Annotated in this window: 15 protein-coding genes; 4 read left to right on the top strand and 11 right to left on the bottom strand. The window is 68.4% G+C overall.

Features of this window, described 5'->3' with window-relative positions:
- Nucleotides 1-14: 14 nt before the first annotated feature.
- Nucleotides 15-1,256 (bottom strand): gephyrin-like molybdotransferase Glp, encoded by a 1,242-nt coding sequence (gene glp, locus FFS52_RS01370; RefSeq protein ID WP_137808578.1) that lies wholly within the window; start codon nt 1,254-1,256, stop codon nt 15-17.
- 99 nt (nt 1,257-1,355) lie between these two features.
- Here glp and FFS52_RS01365 point away from each other — a divergent pair, with 99 nt between their 5' ends.
- Entirely contained in the window at nt 1,356-2,156 is an 801-nt protein-coding gene (locus FFS52_RS01365; protein WP_137808686.1) for an HAD-IIA family hydrolase, read from the top strand.
- Nucleotides 2,157-2,159: 3 nt separating this feature from the next.
- Here FFS52_RS01365 and FFS52_RS01360 read toward each other — a convergent pair whose 3' ends face one another.
- The 4 genes from FFS52_RS01360 to FFS52_RS01345 all read right to left on the bottom strand — a co-directional run bounded on the left by FFS52_RS01360 (nt 2,160) and on the right by FFS52_RS01345 (nt 5,666).
- Nucleotides 2,160-2,618, bottom strand: coding sequence for an SRPBCC family protein (locus FFS52_RS01360; protein ID WP_058251338.1), 459 nt, complete (start codon nt 2,616-2,618; stop codon nt 2,160-2,162).
- 101 nt (nt 2,619-2,719) lie between these two features.
- Complete coding sequence (locus tag FFS52_RS01355) at nt 2,720-3,205, bottom strand: DUF350 domain-containing protein (protein ID WP_137808577.1); 486 nt, start codon at nt 3,203-3,205, stop codon at nt 2,720-2,722.
- Between the two features lie 113 nt (nt 3,206-3,318).
- Nucleotides 3,319-4,431, bottom strand: coding sequence for an acyl-CoA dehydrogenase family protein (locus FFS52_RS01350; protein WP_137808576.1), 1,113 nt, complete (start codon nt 4,429-4,431; stop codon nt 3,319-3,321).
- 41 nt (nt 4,432-4,472) lie between these two features.
- The gene (locus tag FFS52_RS01345; RefSeq protein WP_058251335.1) at nt 4,473-5,666 is read right to left on the bottom strand and encodes an acyl-CoA dehydrogenase family protein; all 1,194 of its coding nucleotides are present in this window, start codon (nt 5,664-5,666) and stop codon (nt 4,473-4,475) included.
- Between the two features lie 209 nt (nt 5,667-5,875).
- Between FFS52_RS01345 and FFS52_RS01340 the strand changes: the two genes are divergently transcribed.
- A complete protein-coding gene (locus FFS52_RS01340; RefSeq protein WP_137808575.1) occupies nt 5,876-6,502 on the top strand; it encodes a TetR/AcrR family transcriptional regulator in 627 nt (208 codons plus the stop codon).
- A 1-nt stretch (nt 6,503) separates the two neighbouring features.
- Here the strand turns inward: FFS52_RS01340 and FFS52_RS01335 are convergent, their stop codons facing one another.
- Nucleotides 6,504-7,757, bottom strand: coding sequence for an MFS transporter (locus FFS52_RS01335; RefSeq protein ID WP_137808574.1), 1,254 nt, complete (start codon nt 7,755-7,757; stop codon nt 6,504-6,506).
- An 87-nt stretch (nt 7,758-7,844) separates the two neighbouring features.
- Here FFS52_RS01335 and FFS52_RS01330 point away from each other — a divergent pair, with 87 nt between their 5' ends.
- Together FFS52_RS01330 and FFS52_RS01325 are read left to right on the top strand one after the other, a co-directional pair.
- The gene (locus FFS52_RS01330) at nt 7,845-8,459 is read left to right on the top strand and encodes a TetR/AcrR family transcriptional regulator (RefSeq protein WP_137808573.1); all 615 of its coding nucleotides are present in this window, start codon (nt 7,845-7,847) and stop codon (nt 8,457-8,459) included.
- Between the two features lie 23 nt (nt 8,460-8,482).
- A complete protein-coding gene (locus FFS52_RS01325; RefSeq protein WP_137808572.1) occupies nt 8,483-9,895 on the top strand; it encodes an amidase in 1,413 nt (470 codons plus the stop codon).
- A gap of 156 nt (nt 9,896-10,051) precedes the next feature.
- Here FFS52_RS01325 and FFS52_RS01320 read toward each other — a convergent pair whose 3' ends face one another.
- From FFS52_RS01320 to FFS52_RS01300, 5 genes are all read right to left on the bottom strand, one after another.
- Complete coding sequence (locus FFS52_RS01320) at nt 10,052-11,677, bottom strand: sodium/solute symporter (RefSeq protein ID WP_065630162.1); 1,626 nt, start codon at nt 11,675-11,677, stop codon at nt 10,052-10,054.
- 26 nt (nt 11,678-11,703) lie between these two features.
- Entirely contained in the window at nt 11,704-12,060 is a 357-nt protein-coding gene (locus FFS52_RS01315) for a DUF485 domain-containing protein (RefSeq protein WP_058251329.1), read from the bottom strand.
- A gap of 173 nt (nt 12,061-12,233) precedes the next feature.
- Nucleotides 12,234-13,997, bottom strand: a complete 1,764-nt coding sequence (locus FFS52_RS01310) for a cation acetate symporter (RefSeq protein WP_068970520.1) — start codon at nt 13,995-13,997, stop codon at nt 12,234-12,236.
- Nucleotides 13,994-14,392: a hypothetical protein gene (locus tag FFS52_RS01305; RefSeq protein ID WP_137808571.1), complete on the bottom strand. Its 399-nt coding sequence runs from the start codon at nt 14,390-14,392 to the stop codon at nt 13,994-13,996. Before FFS52_RS01305 ends, FFS52_RS01310 begins: the two co-directional genes overlap by 4 nt.
- Nucleotides 14,385-15,200: a LytTR family DNA-binding domain-containing protein gene (locus tag FFS52_RS01300; protein ID WP_137808570.1), complete on the bottom strand. Its 816-nt coding sequence runs from the start codon at nt 15,198-15,200 to the stop codon at nt 14,385-14,387. Before FFS52_RS01300 ends, FFS52_RS01305 begins: the two co-directional genes overlap by 8 nt.
- Between the last annotated feature and the right edge of the window lie 70 nt (nt 15,201-15,270).

The following is a 15,270-nucleotide window of genomic DNA, read 5'->3' as shown; positions in this document are numbered from 1 at the left end:
CGGAGACCTCGTCGTCAGCGCAGGACCAGCACGTCCACCAGGGCTCCCGCCTCGACCGTCTCGACGTCGGCGGGGACGTCGATGAGCGCGTCGGCCTCGGCGAGGTAGCGCAGGTGATGGGACGCCGGCGGGCCGATCGGGTCCACCCCGACCACCCCGTCGCGAGGCCCGGCGTCGAGCACGCCCCGCAGGAACTGTCGTTTGCCGCGGGGTGAGCGGATGTCGGCACCGAGACGAGCTCGGATTCGTTCCCGGTCGGCGGGCAGTGACATCGCGGCCCGCAGCGCGGGCCGGATGAAGACCTCGAAGGACACGAGTGCACTGACGGGATTTCCCGGCAGCGTGATGATCGGCACGCGCCGGCCGCGGGAGGAGGGGAAGTGGCCGCACCCCTGGGGCATGCCCGGCTGCATCGCAACCTTCACGAACTCGACGGTCCCGGTCGCCGACAGTGCGTCCTTCACCACCTCGAAGGCGCCGGCGCTGACACCGCCCGAGGTGATGATCAGATCGGCGTCGTCGGCGACCTCGTCGAGCCGCGCGGCGAAGTCCGCGGTGTTGTCGGGCACGAAGTGCAGGTGACGGCCGGCCGCGCCGGCCTCGATGACCGCGGCGGTCAGCATCGCGCCGTTAGACTCATAGATCTGCCCGTGGCGCAACGGTTTTCCGGGTTCGACGAGTTCGGAACCGGTGGACAGCACGACGACCCGCAGCCGTCGGGCGACGGTGATCTCGGCGAGGCCCAGTGCGGCGAGCAGGCCGATCTGCGGTGCGCCGATCACCGTGCCGGCCGGCAGCGCCCGGGTGCTGGCCTCGATGTCGGAGCCGCCGCGCCGGATGTGCCTGCCGCGCTCGGGTGCGGCGGTGAACGTGACGGTCGGCGCCGCGGCGACCGGGCCCACCACGGCGTCGGTCAGTTCGACCGGGACCACCGCGTCGGCGCCCGCGGGCATCGGGGCGCCGGTCATGATGCGGTGCGCGGTGCCCGGCTCGAGAGTGAGGTCGTCGGTGCGGCCGGCGGGGATGTCCGCGGCGACCGGCAGGGTGACCGGATCGTCGGCGCTCGCGTCCGCGAGATCGTCGGCGCGGACCGCGAATCCGTCCATCGCGGAGTTGTCGAAGCCGGGCAGCGACAGCGGGGCGTCGACGTCGGTGAACGTGGCGAGACCCAGCGATTCGGGTACCGCGACCTCCGACGGTTCGGGTGCGCCGAACAACGCCGCGACGACGCGCTGATGCTCTACGACGGTACGCATGCGCTCAGCATGCCAGGTGTCGACGGGGACGATGCCGCCGTCCCGGCTCGTGGCCGGGCCGTCCTGCGACGCCGCTGGGCGAGGACTACATTCGTGCGCATGGCGCTGGGTCTGCTGTTCGACATCGACGGGGTGATGGTCACCTCGTGGCAGGCGCTGCCCGGCGCGGTCGAGGCGATCGCCGATCTCGCCGACCAGGGCATCCCGCGGATGTTCTTGACCAACACGACGTCCCGCTCGCGTGGCGAGATCGCCGAGGCGCTCAACGAATGCGGTTTCGAGGTGAAGCCGGACGAGATCCTGTCGGCCGCCAAGCTGACCGCCGAACACGTCGCCGCCACCTATCCGGGCAAGCGCGTGTGGGTGCTCAACCAGGGCCCGATCGCCGAGGACATGACCGGCGTGGAGTTGACCGACGACCCGGCGTCGGCCGAGGTGGTGGTACTCGGCGGCGCCGGCTCGGTGTTCACCCACGTGGCATTGTCGAAGGTCCTGGAGATGCTGCTCGACGGCATCCCGGTGATCGCGATGCACCGGTCGATGACCTGGTCGACGTCGGCCGGTCTGAGCATCGACACCGGGGTGTACCTCGAGGGCCTCGAAAAGGCTTCGGGCGCAAAGATCAAGGCGATCGGCAAACCGTCGCCGGTCGGTTTCCGGGCGGCCACCGAAGTGCTCGGTCTCGAGCCGACCCAGGTGGTGATGGTCGGCGACGACATGCACAACGACGTTCTCGGTGCCCAGGCGGCGGCGCTGATCGGGGTGTTGGTCCGTACCGGCAAGTTCCGCGAGGAGGCGCTGCATGCGTTGCAGCGTGACGAGTTCGGGCCCTACCCCGACCACATCATCGACTCGGTCGCCGACCTCCCCGAGCTCATCGGCAAGCTCAGCGGGACCTGATCATCAGTTGGACTCGGCGGCGCGCTTGATCTTGCCCAGCGTCTCGGCCATCCCGAGCTTGAGCTCCTCTTCGAACGACTCGGCGCCGCCGAAGAGCTTGTCGACGAGTACCGACGACACCTTGGTGGTCGACCCGTTGACCTCGCGCCGCTCGGTGACCGTGACCCCGGCGTCCTTCGGGGTGATGGTGTAGCTCCAGATGGTGTGGTTCTCCGCGACCCGGAAGCCGAGTTCCTGGTTCGGGGTGAACCGGACGACCTTGGAGGTGGTCGGCCACACCAGCGGACCCCGGCGGTTGATGTTGATGGTCTTGGTCCCCAACCCGACGGTGCCGCCGCGGATGATCATCTTCTTGCACTGGGGGCTCCACTCGCCCATGCGCTTCAGATCGGAGATCACCGACCACACCTGCTCGGGCGTGGCGTCGATGTCGATGGATTCCTCGATGAGTGCTGCGGTCATGGTCGCTCACCCTATGGGCTTGTTGGCCGAGGGTCAATAAGCATGTTCGGGCGCCCGAGTCAACCCCGGAAAACGCCTGGACCAGCGATGTCGCTCCGAACTCAGACCAGCAGGGTGATCCCGATGACGGCACCGATGGCCACGAAGACGGCGGCGGTGATCCACCCGGCGGGGTGTTCGTCGGCGGCCCGGCGGCCGGTGGTCACGGCGTCGTCGGGGGTCTCGTCACTGCGCGGCGCGCCGTCGAAGAGCAGCGTGCCGAGCTTCCCGGGTGTGAGCCAGTCGATCAGCACGAACGACCACATCATCACCGCGATCGCCAAGACCGTGTACGCGACGGTGTAGAGCAACGCGCGCCACAGTTCCAGGAGTTCGGTGTCGATGACCGAACAGACCAGCACGATCGCGAGACCGATGACCACCGATGTGGTCAGCAGCACCGCGTTGCGGTTGTGCTCGATCCACACCAGCTGCCGCAGCCGGCCCGGTGTCACCAGGTCGAGGGCGGCGAAGCCGAGGACGAGCACGGCGATCCCCACCAGGCTGAACGATGCCCCCGCGGCCAGGTTGTCCCGCAGCAGTTCCATCCGGCTCCCTCTCGCCTCGCATCGGCATCAGCGGGCTGCCGCCCGACAACGACTTCAGCGAAGGCCTGCGCGCGAGAACGCGCAGGGCCTTCGCTGAAGGACAGTAGCCGGTATCAGCCGACGCTGAGCATGTCGTAGGTGTCGATGTTCTCCGCCAGGCGGGTCACATGGTCCGACGCGTCGCCCAGGGTGTGGCTGATCGCCGTCAGACGGCTCACGTAATGGGCGATCGGGTACTCGGCGGTCATACCGATGCCGCCGTGCATCTGGATCGCTTCCTGACCGATCAGGCGCGCCGACCGGCAGATCTGCAGCTTGGCCCGCGACGCGATGATCGGATCGGCGATCCCGTCCGCCAGCGCCGACGTCGCGTAGAGGCTCAGGCTGCGGGCGAGTTCGAGCTGGACGTACATGTCGGCGGCCCGGTGGGTGAGGGCCTGGAAGGCCGACAGCGTGACGCCGAACTGCTTGCGCGACTTGAGGTATTCGACGGTCAGGTCCAGGCTCCGCTCCATCGCGCCGACGGCCTCGGCGCACAGTGCGGTCTGGATGCCGACCTCGGCGTCGGCGATGGTCTGCGACGCGTCGCCGCTGCCCAGGCGGGTGGCCTTGACGTCGCGGAACTCGATCTGTGCGCCGCGGCGGCGATCGTGCGTCCGGTACGGGGTCCGGGTGATGCCGTCGGCGTCCGCGTCGACCAGGTAGAGGCCGACGCCGTTGTCGTCGCGCGCCGAAACGATCAGCTTCGCAGCGCAATCGCCGTGTCCGACAAGGCTCTTGGTGCCGTTGAGGACGCCGTCGGCCGACGCGGTGGTTTCCACCCGCGCCTCCGGCCAGCGGTCGCCCGGCTCGGTGTGGGCGAAGGCCATCAGCAGTTCGCCCGACGCCAGTGCGGTCCGCAGCTCGGCGCGGGTCGCGTCGTCGGCGAGGCCGAGGAGCGAGCCGGGGACGAGGACCGAGTCGAGGTAGGGCTCAGGTGCCAGTGCGCGGCCGAGTTCGGTCATGACACTGGTGAATTCGACGGGGCCGGCGTCCATGCCGCCCTCGTCCTCCGGGAAGGTGAGGCCGAGGATGCCTATCTCGGCCAGCGACTTCCACACCTTCTCGCTCCAGCCGAGATCGGTGTCGGTGACCTTGCGCAGCGTCTCGACGTCGTAGGTCTTGGTGAGGACCTCGCGAACGGTGTCGCGCAGCATCCCCTGCTCTTCGGAAAGCTCGAAATCCATGGTGTTCCTTAGTGAAAGGTCGAAAGGTGCGGGGTCGGCGCTCAGAGGCCGAGGACAGCCTTGTCGATGATCTGGCGCTGGACCTCCGACGACCCGCCGTAGATCGTGACCTTGCGGTAGTTGAGATAGGTCGGGGCGGCGAGCTGGGCCCATTCGGGGGCGCTCACCTCGGCGCTGCCGTTCGGAGCCGAGGCGTCGAGCTGGGCGACCGGGAGCGAGTCGGGGCCCGCGATGTCGGCGAGGAGCTCCATGGCGGCCTGCTGCAGCTGGCTGCCGGTCAGCTTGAGCAGCGACGATGCCGGGTTCGGCTTGCCGTCGGCCGACGAGGCGGCGACGCGCAGCTGGGTGAGCTCGAGGGCGAGCAGCTCGTTCTCGACCTCGGCCAGGCGGGCGGCGAACAGCGGATCGTCGAGCAGGGTGCCCTTGGCGGTCCGGGTCTGCTTGGCGAGTTCCTTGGCGCGGGCGAGCTTGGCCTTGGTGTAGCCGACGCGGGCGATGCCGTTGCGCTCGTTGCCGAGCAGGAACTTCGCCTGGGTCCAGCCGCTGTTCTCCTCGCCGACCATGTTCTCGGCGGGCACGCGGACGTCGTTGAAGAAGACCTCGTTGACCTCGTAGCTGCCGTCGATGAGCTGGATCGGGCGGATCTCGACGCCCGGCGTGTCCATCGGGAACAGGAACATGCTGATGCCGGCCTGCTTCTTGACATCGGGGTTGGTGCGCGCGAGGCAGAAGATCCAGTCCGCGAACTGGCCGAGCGTGGTCCAGGTCTTCTGGCCGTTGATCACGTAGTCGTCGCCGTCGCGGACCGCGCGGGTCTTCAGCGAGGCGAGGTCGGAGCCGGCCTCGGGCTCGGAGAACCCCTGGCACCACCAGATGTCGAGGTTGGCGGTCTTGGCCAGGAAGCGTTCCTTCATCTCGTCGGAACCGAACTGGGCGATGACCGGGCCGATCATGCCGACGTTGAACGGCAGCATGTCGGGGACGAACGCGAGGCTCATCTCCTCGCGGTAGATGTGGTGCTGGATCGGGGTCCAGTCCTTGCCGCCGTGCTCCACCGGCCAGCTGGGGGTGGCCACGCCGTGCTCGTTGAGGATGCGCGTCGTGGTGACGAGGTCCTCGGGGTACTGGAGCTTGCCCTCTTCGCACCGCTTGCGGACGTCTTCGGGGACCTTGGCGAAGATGCTGCGCAACTCCTCGCGGAAGGCCTCTTCTTCAGGACTGAATTTCAGCTGCATGGGTTCTTCTCTACTCCTGTCGAGGGTGTCCGTACCCCGGGCGGTGTGGTCGAACTGGGGACCTCTGCCGTGTGCACCCAAGCTGGGGAAACCCAACCGAGCCACGAATGACTAAGCGCTTGCTTAGTGATAGGTTGCACTATGCCGCGCGGGCCGGATGCTGTCAATCACGGGCTCGTCGCGAAGACCAGTCCGACCGTTCCGAGAAGGTGACCGTGGGCCCGTCTGCCGATCCGACGCCCGAAGTCCGGCCCGTGGCCGCCCGGGCCCGGCTCCTGCGCGCCGCCGTCGAGGCGTTCGCCGCCAAGGGGTTCAACGGGACGACCACGAGAGACATCGCCAACGGCGCGCAGATGAGTTCGGCGGCGGTCTACGTGCACTTCCGCTCCAAGGAGGAGCTGCTGTTCGAGATCTCCGACGCCGGTCATCGCGCGATTCTCGCGGCGATCGACGACGCCGATGATCCGTCGGCGTCCCCCGGCGACCGGCTGCGGGCGATCTTCCACGCCTTCACCGAGCACCACGCGCGCGAGCACGTGGGGGGCCGGGTGGTGAACTACGAACTCAACGCCCTCGCGCCCGACCATCTGGACACGGTGATGGCCATGCGTCGCGAGATCACCAAACGGGTGCGCGACATCATCGAAGCCGGGATCGCATGCGGGGACTTCGATGTCGCCGACTCACTCGCCACCACCAACGCGATGCTGTCCATGGGGATCGATGTCGCGCGCTGGTATCGCGACGGGGGGTCACTCTCGCCTGACGAGATGGGGGGCTTCTACGCGGAGCTGGCCACGCGGATGGTGGGATGGCGACCGCCCGTCGGCGGGTGATTCAGCCCCTGCATGCCGGTTCCGGTTGCGCCGGAGAGACTTCGACTGCGTTCCGGGCTGCGGATGCTGCCCGGCGGCGCACTGTCACCGCGGATGCCGCCGCGATCATCACCATCGCGAGAACGTAACCGGCGTAGCCGATGATGGTGTCGCGCAAACCGATGTGCGAGACGACGATGCCGGCGATCACGGCCGGGACGCTGAACGCGAGATAGCTCGCCACGAACACCGACGAGAAGACCTGACCGCGCTTCGTGGGAGGTGTCGCGGCGGTGATGTTGTCCATCGCGGAGAGGAAGGTGGCGGCCCAGCCCGAGCCGGCCACGATCGAACCGACGATGTAGAAGGGCAGGGATTCGATGAGGACCCCGGCCAGTGAGATCACCACGCCGGCGGCGAGTGCGGGGAATCCGTACGCAGCCTTGATCGTCGACGTGCGATCGGTGATGAACAGGGACGTGACGGCCGCGCAGGCGAAGAAGACGAACAGGATCGCGCCCGCCGCGCCGTGATTGTCCACGCCGAACACACTGGAGACCACCGACGACCCGAGCGAGAGATACAGGCCGCCGAGGGACCAGGTGGCGACGAGCGCGGGAACAGACGCCAGGAACACCGTGCGGACCTCGCGAGGCACGCGCACCTGCGGCGCGAGCGTGCCGGCCAGTTGCCGTCGAGAATCGAAGCCGATTCGCTCGCGGGTCTCCGGGACGACGAGAAGGGCGATCAGCAGTGCGGCGAACAGGCCGAGGATGATCTCGTAGATCAGGACGCGGGGTGCGGGTGCGTACTCGACGAGCACCCCGGCCACGGCGACGCCGCTCGCCAGGCCGATCGCCGGGGCCGCGCCGACGATCGTCGATCCGGCACGGGCCGAGGGCTGCAGATCGACGGTCGTCGCGGTCAAGGTGCCCATCGCCGCGCCGGTGGCCAGGCCTTGCAGGGCGCGCGCGGCGAGCAGGGTGCCGACGTCCTCGGCTACGACGAACAGCACCATGCTCGCGATGAGCAGGACGAGCGCGACGGCGAGGACAGGCCGCCGGCCGACATGATCGGACAGAGACCCGACCGTCAGGAGGCTCACCAGCATGGTCACCACGTACACCGCGAACACGAGCGTCAGTGTGAGCGCGGAGAATCCCCACAGTTCCTGATACACGGGGTACAGCGGCGACGGTGCCGCGGACGCGAACAGGACCATCATGTACGTCGCCGCGATCAGCCAGAACGCGCGATGTGGGTGCAGTGGCGCCACGAGGTCTCCTTAAAGCAAACAGATTTGCATTCAGAAACTAGCCCGGACCGCGTTCCAAAAGCAATCAGCTTTGCAATAATGGCTTCCATGACGACGGCCCGCACCCCCGACAGCCCGATTTCTGGTGCTCCCGCCTCGCCGACCCGTCGTCCAGGTGGTCGTAGCGCGCGCGTGCAATCGGCCGTCTACACGGCAGTCGGTCAGCTCGTCGGCGCCGGGCGCCGCGAGACGATGACGATTCCCGAGGTCGCCGAACTCGCCGGGGTGAATCCGACCAGCATCTATCGACGCTGGGGAACGATCGACGCGCTTCTCGGGGAGGTCGCCGTTGCGGCGTTGACGCAGGGCGAACCCCTGCCGGACACCGGCACTCTCGCCGAGGACCTGTCCGAGTGGGCGCAGATCATCGCCGCCGACATCGCACGCCCGAAGCGCCGGGCCTACCTCCGGGCCATGGTCGCCGCGCGCGAGGACATCGTCGAGGTCTGCCCCTGCTGGGAGATCCGGCGGGAGCACGCCGAACAGATGATCGCGCGGGCGCGGGACCGCGGCGAGGCCACACCGTCGGTCCGGCAGGTGCTCGACCACGTGATCGCCCCGCTGTATCACCATGCGGTCTTCGGACTCGAGCTCGACGCCGATCACGCCGCCGGCCTGGTCGATGACGTCTTGTCGATGATCGGAGCTGCGCCGAGAAGGTAGGCCGAGACGATAGGGTCCCGGGAATGAAACACGTTCACGCATTCACCGACGACGCACTCGGCGAGCACGACGCGGTCGGCGTCGCCCAGGCCATCGCATCCGGCGAGATCTCCGCCGCAGAGGCGGTCGAGGCCGCGATCGCGCGGATCGATGCCGTCAACCCGCACCTCAACGCCATCGCTTTCGACGATCGCGAGCGTGCGCGCAAACGCGCGGTCGAGAACGACTTCCCGCTGGGATCGTTCATCGGGGTGCCGTCGATCATCAAGAACAACACCGACTTCGCGGGGCTGCCGACCTGTCACGGTTCGGCTGCGGTGCCCCAGCGCCCGGCGAAGGCCAACGAGGCGTTCACCAATCAGTTCCTCGCGAGCGGCGTCAATGTGGTCGGCGCGTCGACGATGCCCGCCTTCGGACTGACCTCGACGACGGAGTTCGTCGACCGCGAGCCGACCCGCAACCCGTGGGACACCGACTACTCGTCGGGCGGCTCGTCCGGTGGTTCCGCGGCGCTCGTCGCGGCCGGTGCACTGCCGATTGCCCACGCCAACGACGGTGGCGGGTCGATCCGCATCCCCGCCGCCATCTGTGGGCTGGTCGGACTGAAGCCGAGTCGCGGGCGCGTCGAGGCGTCGAAAGAGACCCGGGACGCGCCGATCGACCTCGTGTCGAACGGGATCGTCAGCCGTTCGGTGCGCGACACCGCCCGATTCCTCGCCGACACACAGGGTTTCCGGCCCGCGCCCGGGATGCCGCCGGTCGGGCTGGTCGAGGGGCCGGGGACCAAACGGCTCAAGATCGCGCTGATCACCGAGCCGCTGACCGGCTCGCTGCTCGACCGGGACACACAACGGTGTGTCACCGAGGCCGCCGAGCTGGTCGAGTCCCTCGGACATCGCACCGAGATGGTGCCGTTGCCGGTCGATCGCGACTACGTCCGGGACTTCATCGACTACTGGTCACTGCTGGCCCTGGCGCTGGACCGATTCGGAAAACGGGTGGTCGACAAGGGCTTCGACCGTTCCCAGGTGGACTCGTTCACCCGTGGGCTCTCGCGTAGCGCGCTCCGGCACTTCTACCGGCTGCCCGGGGCGGTCCGCGGGCTGCGGAGGTCCACGGCGGCGATCCGCGGACTGCATGACACCTTCGACGTGGTCCTCAACCCGACCGTCGTCCACGCGACCCCGGAGATCGGGTACCTCGATCCCGCACTCGACTTCGACGAGGCGATGGGCCGACTGACCCGGTTCATCGCCTTCACCCCGGCCAACAACACCGCGGGCACCCCGGCTATCAGTCTGCCTCTCGGACAAACGGAGTCGGGCATGCCCGTGGGCATCCACTTCGCGGCCGACCTCGGCCAGGAACGCACCCTCCTCGAGTTGGCCTTCGAACTCGAGGCGGCTCGACCGTTCGCGCGGATTCAGGATGCCTGAGATACGTAATTCGTTCCCGCGGTGCCGTTTCCGTTCCGCTTATTGGATCCTATAAGCACGACGGAAACTGCGCCGCGGGAGGAATCCCACACCGACGACAGACGCACCACCGAAGATCGGTGGTGCGTCTGTCGTTGCGGGTCGAGCGCGAGTTGGCTAGTGCTGCACGGCCTTCTCGGCGCCGATGCCGGTGAGGGAGCGAACCTCCATCTCGGCGTTGCGTTCCGGGGTGCCGTTGTCCGACGGGCTGGTCAGCGTGCCGACGATGCCGAGGACGAAGGCCAGCGGGATCGAGATGATGCCCGGGTTGGCCAGCGGGAACCAGGCGAAGTCGGCGCCGGAGATCATGGCGGTCGACGACCCGGAGACGGCGGGGGAGAAGACGATCAGGACGATCGTGGAGATCAGGCCGCCGTACATGCTCCACAGGGCGCCGCGGGTGTTGAACCGCTTCCAGTAGAGCGAGTAGACGATCGTCGGCAGGTTCGCGGCCGCGGCGATCGCGAAGGCCAGCGCCACCAGGAAGGCGATGTTCTGGCCGTTGGCGAGGATGCCGAGGACGATGCTGACGATGCCGAGGACCACGACGGTGTATCGCGAGACGCGGACCTGGTCGTCCTCACTTGCCTTGTTGCGCTTGATCACCGAGGCGTAGATGTCGTGGGCGAACGACGCCGACGCGGTGATGGCGAGGCCGGCGACCACGGCGAGGATCGTCGCGAAGGCGACCGCCGAGATGATGCCCAGCAGGACCACGCCACCGAGTTCGAACGCGAGCAACGGTGCGGCCGAGTTCTGTCCGCCGGCGGCGTCGAGGATCTTGTCCGGTCCGACCAGGGCGGCCGCTCCGTAACCGAGAACCAGGGTGAACAGGTAGAAGGCGCCGATGAGGGCGATGGCCCAGACCACCGACTTGCGAGCCTCTTTCGCGGTCGGCACGGTGTAGAACCGCATCAGCACGTGCGGGAGGCCCGCGGTGCCGAGGACGAGCGCGATGGCGAGCGAGATGAAGTTGATCTGGCTCGTCAGGGACCCGCCATACTGGGCACCGGGAGCGAGAACGTCACGCGCGGCGACCTTTTCGCTGGTCGAGTCGGTCACCGCGTCCTGTGCCGCACCGAGGATCGACGACAGGTTCATGCCGAACTTGGCCAGCACGATGACGGTCATGATGCCGGCACCCGCGATGAGCAAGACGGCCTTGATGATCTGCACCCAGGTGGTGCCCTTCATGCCGCCGATGAGCACGTAGACGATCATCAGCGCACCGACGACGGCGATGACGATGGACTGGCCGAGGCGCCCCTCGATGTCGAGGAGCAACGCGACCAGGCCGCCGGCGCCGGCCATCTGGGCGAGCAGGTAGAACAGCGACACCGCGAGGGTGGAGATCGCCGCGGCCAGACGCACCGGGCGTTGCTTGAGGCGGAAGCTGAGGACGTCCGCCATCGTGAACTTGCCGGTGTTGCGCAGCAGTTCCGCCACGAGCAGCAGCGCGACCAGCCACGCGACGAGGAACCCGATGGAGTAGAGGAAGCCGTCGTAGCCGTAGACCGCGATGGCGCCCGCGATGCCGAGGAAGCTGGCCGCCGACAGGTAGTCGCCGGCGATGGCGACGCCGTTCTGCGGTCCGGAGAAGCCGCGACCGCCGGTGAAGAAGTCGGCGGCGGTGTTGTTGTTCTTGCTGGCCTTGATGACCACGAACATCGTGACCGCGACGAACGCGGCGAAGATGGCGATGTTGGCGGCCGGGCTGCCGACGGTCGCCGCGAGGACGGTCACGTCGGTGGTGGGTACGGCTGTGGTGTTCACAGTGCGGGCCCGCCTTCCATCTCGTTGCGGATCGCCTCGGCCTTCGGGTCGAGATTGCGATTGGCGAAGCGTACGTACATGCCGGTGATGACGAAGGTGCTGACGAACTGCAACAGACCGAGGATCAGGCCGAGGTTGATGTTGCCCCAGACCTGGGTCGCCATGAAGTCATGGGCGAAGGCGCCGAGCAGCACGTAGAGGGCGTACCAGATCAGGAAGAACGCGGTCAGCGGGAAGACGAACTTCCGCAGCGTCCGTCGCAGCTCCTGGAACTCCGGACTGGCCTGCATCTCGATGAACTCTTCGCCGGTCGGCGCGTGTGGCGCCGGTGGTGGTTGGTCGACGGTCGACACGTTTCCTCCCAGGGTGACGTGGCCACATGTGTGATGGCTCTACGGAACTCAGCCTGAATGAGGTGCAGATCACAGACAATCGGGTGGCCTGGGTCACACGCCGAAACCCGCCGTCCGTGCGCCGGACGGTCGGTGAGATCCGACGAACGGCGAACGGTCACCTGTCCGAACGGTCAGGTCGTCCGCTCGTCCGGGGCCCGTCCCGGGGTGCGATCGAGCCCCATCCCGACGCGTTCCGGGACGTGCATCCGGGCAAAGGTCCGTGCGAGGTCGACGGGTACCCGTCCCCGGGTTGCCTTGCTGACCAGCACCATCGTGCCGAACGCGAGCGGGACCGTCACGGCGGCCGGGTAGCCGATCACGACCGCAAGCCACCCGCCCAGCACGTCGTCGTCGACGACCCCGGCGATCGCCAGCATCGTCGCCGACCCCGACGACGCGCCGCCGACGACGAGCCCGGCGATGGCGCCGACGGCCGTGAGTCCGCGCCACCAGATCCCGAGGACCAGCAGCGGGCACAGCGTCGACGCGGCGACGGCGAACACCAACCCGACGGTGCGGGACAGTTCCAGGGACGCGGCGGCCAGCGACAAGCCGATCGGGATCAGTCCGCCGATGACCGCGGCCACCCGGAAGTCGCGCACCCGGCCGCGCAGCAGGTCGGTGGCGAGCGCCCCGGCGACCGACACCAGCAGTCCCGACGACGTGGCGAGGAAGGCGGCGATCGCCCCGGCGGCGACGAGCGCGGCCAGGATCTGACCGGCGATCCCGCCGACCGCCGCGCTCGGCAGCAACAGGACCGCGGCGTCGGCGGTGCCGGTGATCAGCAGTTCGGGGACATAGAGCCGTGCGAACACCCCCAGCAGGATGGGGAACAGGTAGAACAACGAGAGCAGTGCGATGACGGCCAGCGCGGTTCGCCGCGCCGATCGCCCGTCGGGGTTGGTGTAGAAGCGCACCAGCACGTGGGGCAGACCCATCACGCCGAGGAACATCGCGATGATGAGCGACAGCACCTGGTACAGCGGGTGACTGCCGCCGAAGCCCCCGCCGGGGGCGATCCAGTCCGCGTTCTGTGCCGGCGCGCCCGCGACGACCGGAGTGGCCGCACCGGCGTCGAGGAAGATCGTCGAGCCCGCGGAGATGACGTGGGGTCCGGTGGTGTCCACCGGCGCGTCGTCGACGACGACCCCGTCGAGCGTCCCGGTGACCCGCACGCCGGTGGTCTCGGCGACGGTGACCGAGACGTCGGTGGTCACGTCGACGGTCGTCGCGGTGGTGATGCGCGGCGGCGCGGGTTCGCCGACGGGAGTGGGGTCCTGGGCGAAGACGCCGATCAGGACGAGCGCGGGGACCGCGATCGCGGTCAGCTTGAGCCAGTACTGGAAGGCCTGCACGAAGGTGATCGATCGCATGCCGCCGCCCACCACGTTCACGATCACGATCAGTCCGACGCCGACCACGCCGGCCCACACCGGTGCGCCGAGAAGGATGTTGAGGGTGAGTCCCGCGCCCTGGAACTGCGGGATGAGGTACAGCACGCAGACGACGACCACGACGAGCATCGCGGTCTTCCGTGCCGCCGGCGAGGCGAGGCGGAACTCGGCGAAGTCGGGCACCGTGTAGGCCCCGGAACGACGCAGGGGCGCGGCGACGAACAGCAACAGGCCCAGGTAGCCGGCGGTGAACCCGACGGGGTACCAGAGTGCGTCGGCGCCGTACTTCGCGATGAGGCCCGCCACGCCGAGAAACGATGCTGCCGAGAGGTATTCACCGGACACCGCGGCAGCGTTCCAGCGTGAGCCGACGCTCCGCGACGCCACGAGGAAGTCCGACGTGGTCCGTGAGAAACGCCCACCCCACGCGCCGACCGCGATCGTGGCGATGGCCGCGGCGAACAGGCCGATCGCGGTGAGGGCGTGGACGTCGGTCGTCACGGCGGGCCCGGTTCGGGTGCGTCGGACAGATCGTCATCCACGAGGCCCATGAAGTCGCGTTCGGCCTGCTCGGCGAGATGGACGTAGAGCCGTCCGGTCAGATACAGGAGTGGGAAGGCGAGTACTCCCAGCATCAGCCAGATGAGTCGAATCCCGAAGACGCCGGCGTCGGCGATCCCCGGAAACATCCAGGCCGCAACGGGTATGGCGGCAGCAACGGTGAGCAGGGCGCCCCCGAGCCGCAGGCCGAGACCGAGTTGGGCGCGCATGAGGCCGCGGACGAGCGCGTCGCCGACCTCGGTCTGTTCCTGGACCTCGACGCGGGTGCGGACCATTCGCGCCCCGCGGCGGGAGGCGAGCACCACCCGTTCGCGCTGAGGCGGGTGCTCAGCCATCGTCCCGTGCGGTGGGGGAACGGTACTGGCGCAGCGGGTCCCGGATGAGGCGGTCCTTGAGTTCGCGGACCTGTCGGCGGCTCACGGGCAGCTCGACGGCCTCGGACGCGCCGTTCGCGCGGACACACACCACCGTGCCGCCGCCGACCGTCCGCAATCCGGTGACCATCGGCAGCGCGACGAGGTAGGACCGGTGTACTCGGGCGAATCCGGTTTCCTGCCAGCGCGATTCGAGCGTCGACAACGGGATGCGGACGAGGTGTGCGCCCGAGTCGGCGTGCAGTCGGGCGTAGTCGCCGACGGCCTCGACCCAGGAGATCGAATCGCGCCGGACGAGCGAGGTGACGCCGCTCATCTCCACCGGGATGACCTCGTCCGATGTGGCGCGACGATCCGGGCGAACGGTCGGTTGCGCGGGCTCGGGTGCACGCTCCCGACTGTCGAGGCTCGCGCGGACCCGGTCGACCGCCTGGGTGAGACGTTGTTCGCGTAGGGGTTTGAGCAGGTAGTCGACCGCTCCGACCTCGAAGGCGTCGACGGCCCGGTCGTCGTGGGCCGTGACGAACACGATCGCCGGGGGCGAGGCGTATTTCGCGAGGACGCCGGCGAGTTCGAGTCCCGACAAGCCGGGCATGTTGATGTCGAGGAAGATCGCGTCGATGCGGTGCTCGTTGAGTTCGCGGAGGGCGCCGGTGGCGTCGGACGCGGAGTGGACCTCGGCAACGTCGTCCTGCCGGTTCAACAGGTAGCCGAGCTCGTCGAGAGCGGGTGGTTCGTCGTCGACCGCGAGTACGACCAGTGCGGTCATGGAACACCTCCCGCCTCGACGACAGCCCGCAGTTTACCGCCCTGGAGTTTGGTCACCGCCGGAACTCCGG

The sequence above is a fragment of the Gordonia sp. ALPHA1B1 genome, assembly GCF_005502615.1.
In the GTDB taxonomy this organism is placed as follows: domain Bacteria; phylum Actinomycetota; class Actinomycetes; order Mycobacteriales; family Mycobacteriaceae; genus Gordonia; species Gordonia hongkongensis.
This window is presented reverse-complemented; position numbering and strand designations above follow the sequence as displayed.

What these genes read in the sequence shown, in the direction of transcription:
- glp (WP_137808578.1), bottom strand. Translation starts at nt 1,256, where the DNA reads ATGCGTACCGTCGTAGAGCATCAGCGCGTCGTCGCGGCGTTGTTCGGC.
- FFS52_RS01365 (WP_137808686.1), top strand. Translation starts at nt 1,356, where the DNA reads ATGGCGCTGGGTCTGCTGTTCGACATCGACGGGGTGATGGTCACCTCG.
- FFS52_RS01360 (WP_058251338.1), bottom strand. Translation starts at nt 2,618, where the DNA reads ATGACCGCAGCACTCATCGAGGAATCCATCGACATCGACGCCACGCCC.
- FFS52_RS01355 (WP_137808577.1), bottom strand. Translation starts at nt 3,205, where the DNA reads ATGGAACTGCTGCGGGACAACCTGGCCGCGGGGGCATCGTTCAGCCTG.
- FFS52_RS01350 (WP_137808576.1), bottom strand. Translation starts at nt 4,431, where the DNA reads ATGGATTTCGAGCTTTCCGAAGAGCAGGGGATGCTGCGCGACACCGTT.
- FFS52_RS01345 (WP_058251335.1), bottom strand. Translation starts at nt 5,666, where the DNA reads ATGCAGCTGAAATTCAGTCCTGAAGAAGAGGCCTTCCGCGAGGAGTTG.
- FFS52_RS01330 (WP_137808573.1), top strand. Translation starts at nt 7,845, where the DNA reads ATGACGACGGCCCGCACCCCCGACAGCCCGATTTCTGGTGCTCCCGCC.
- FFS52_RS01325 (WP_137808572.1), top strand. Translation starts at nt 8,483, where the DNA reads ATGAAACACGTTCACGCATTCACCGACGACGCACTCGGCGAGCACGAC.
- FFS52_RS01305 (WP_137808571.1), bottom strand. Translation starts at nt 14,392, where the DNA reads ATGGCTGAGCACCCGCCTCAGCGCGAACGGGTGGTGCTCGCCTCCCGC.
- FFS52_RS01300 (WP_137808570.1), bottom strand. Translation starts at nt 15,200, where the DNA reads ATGACCGCACTGGTCGTACTCGCGGTCGACGACGAACCACCCGCTCTC.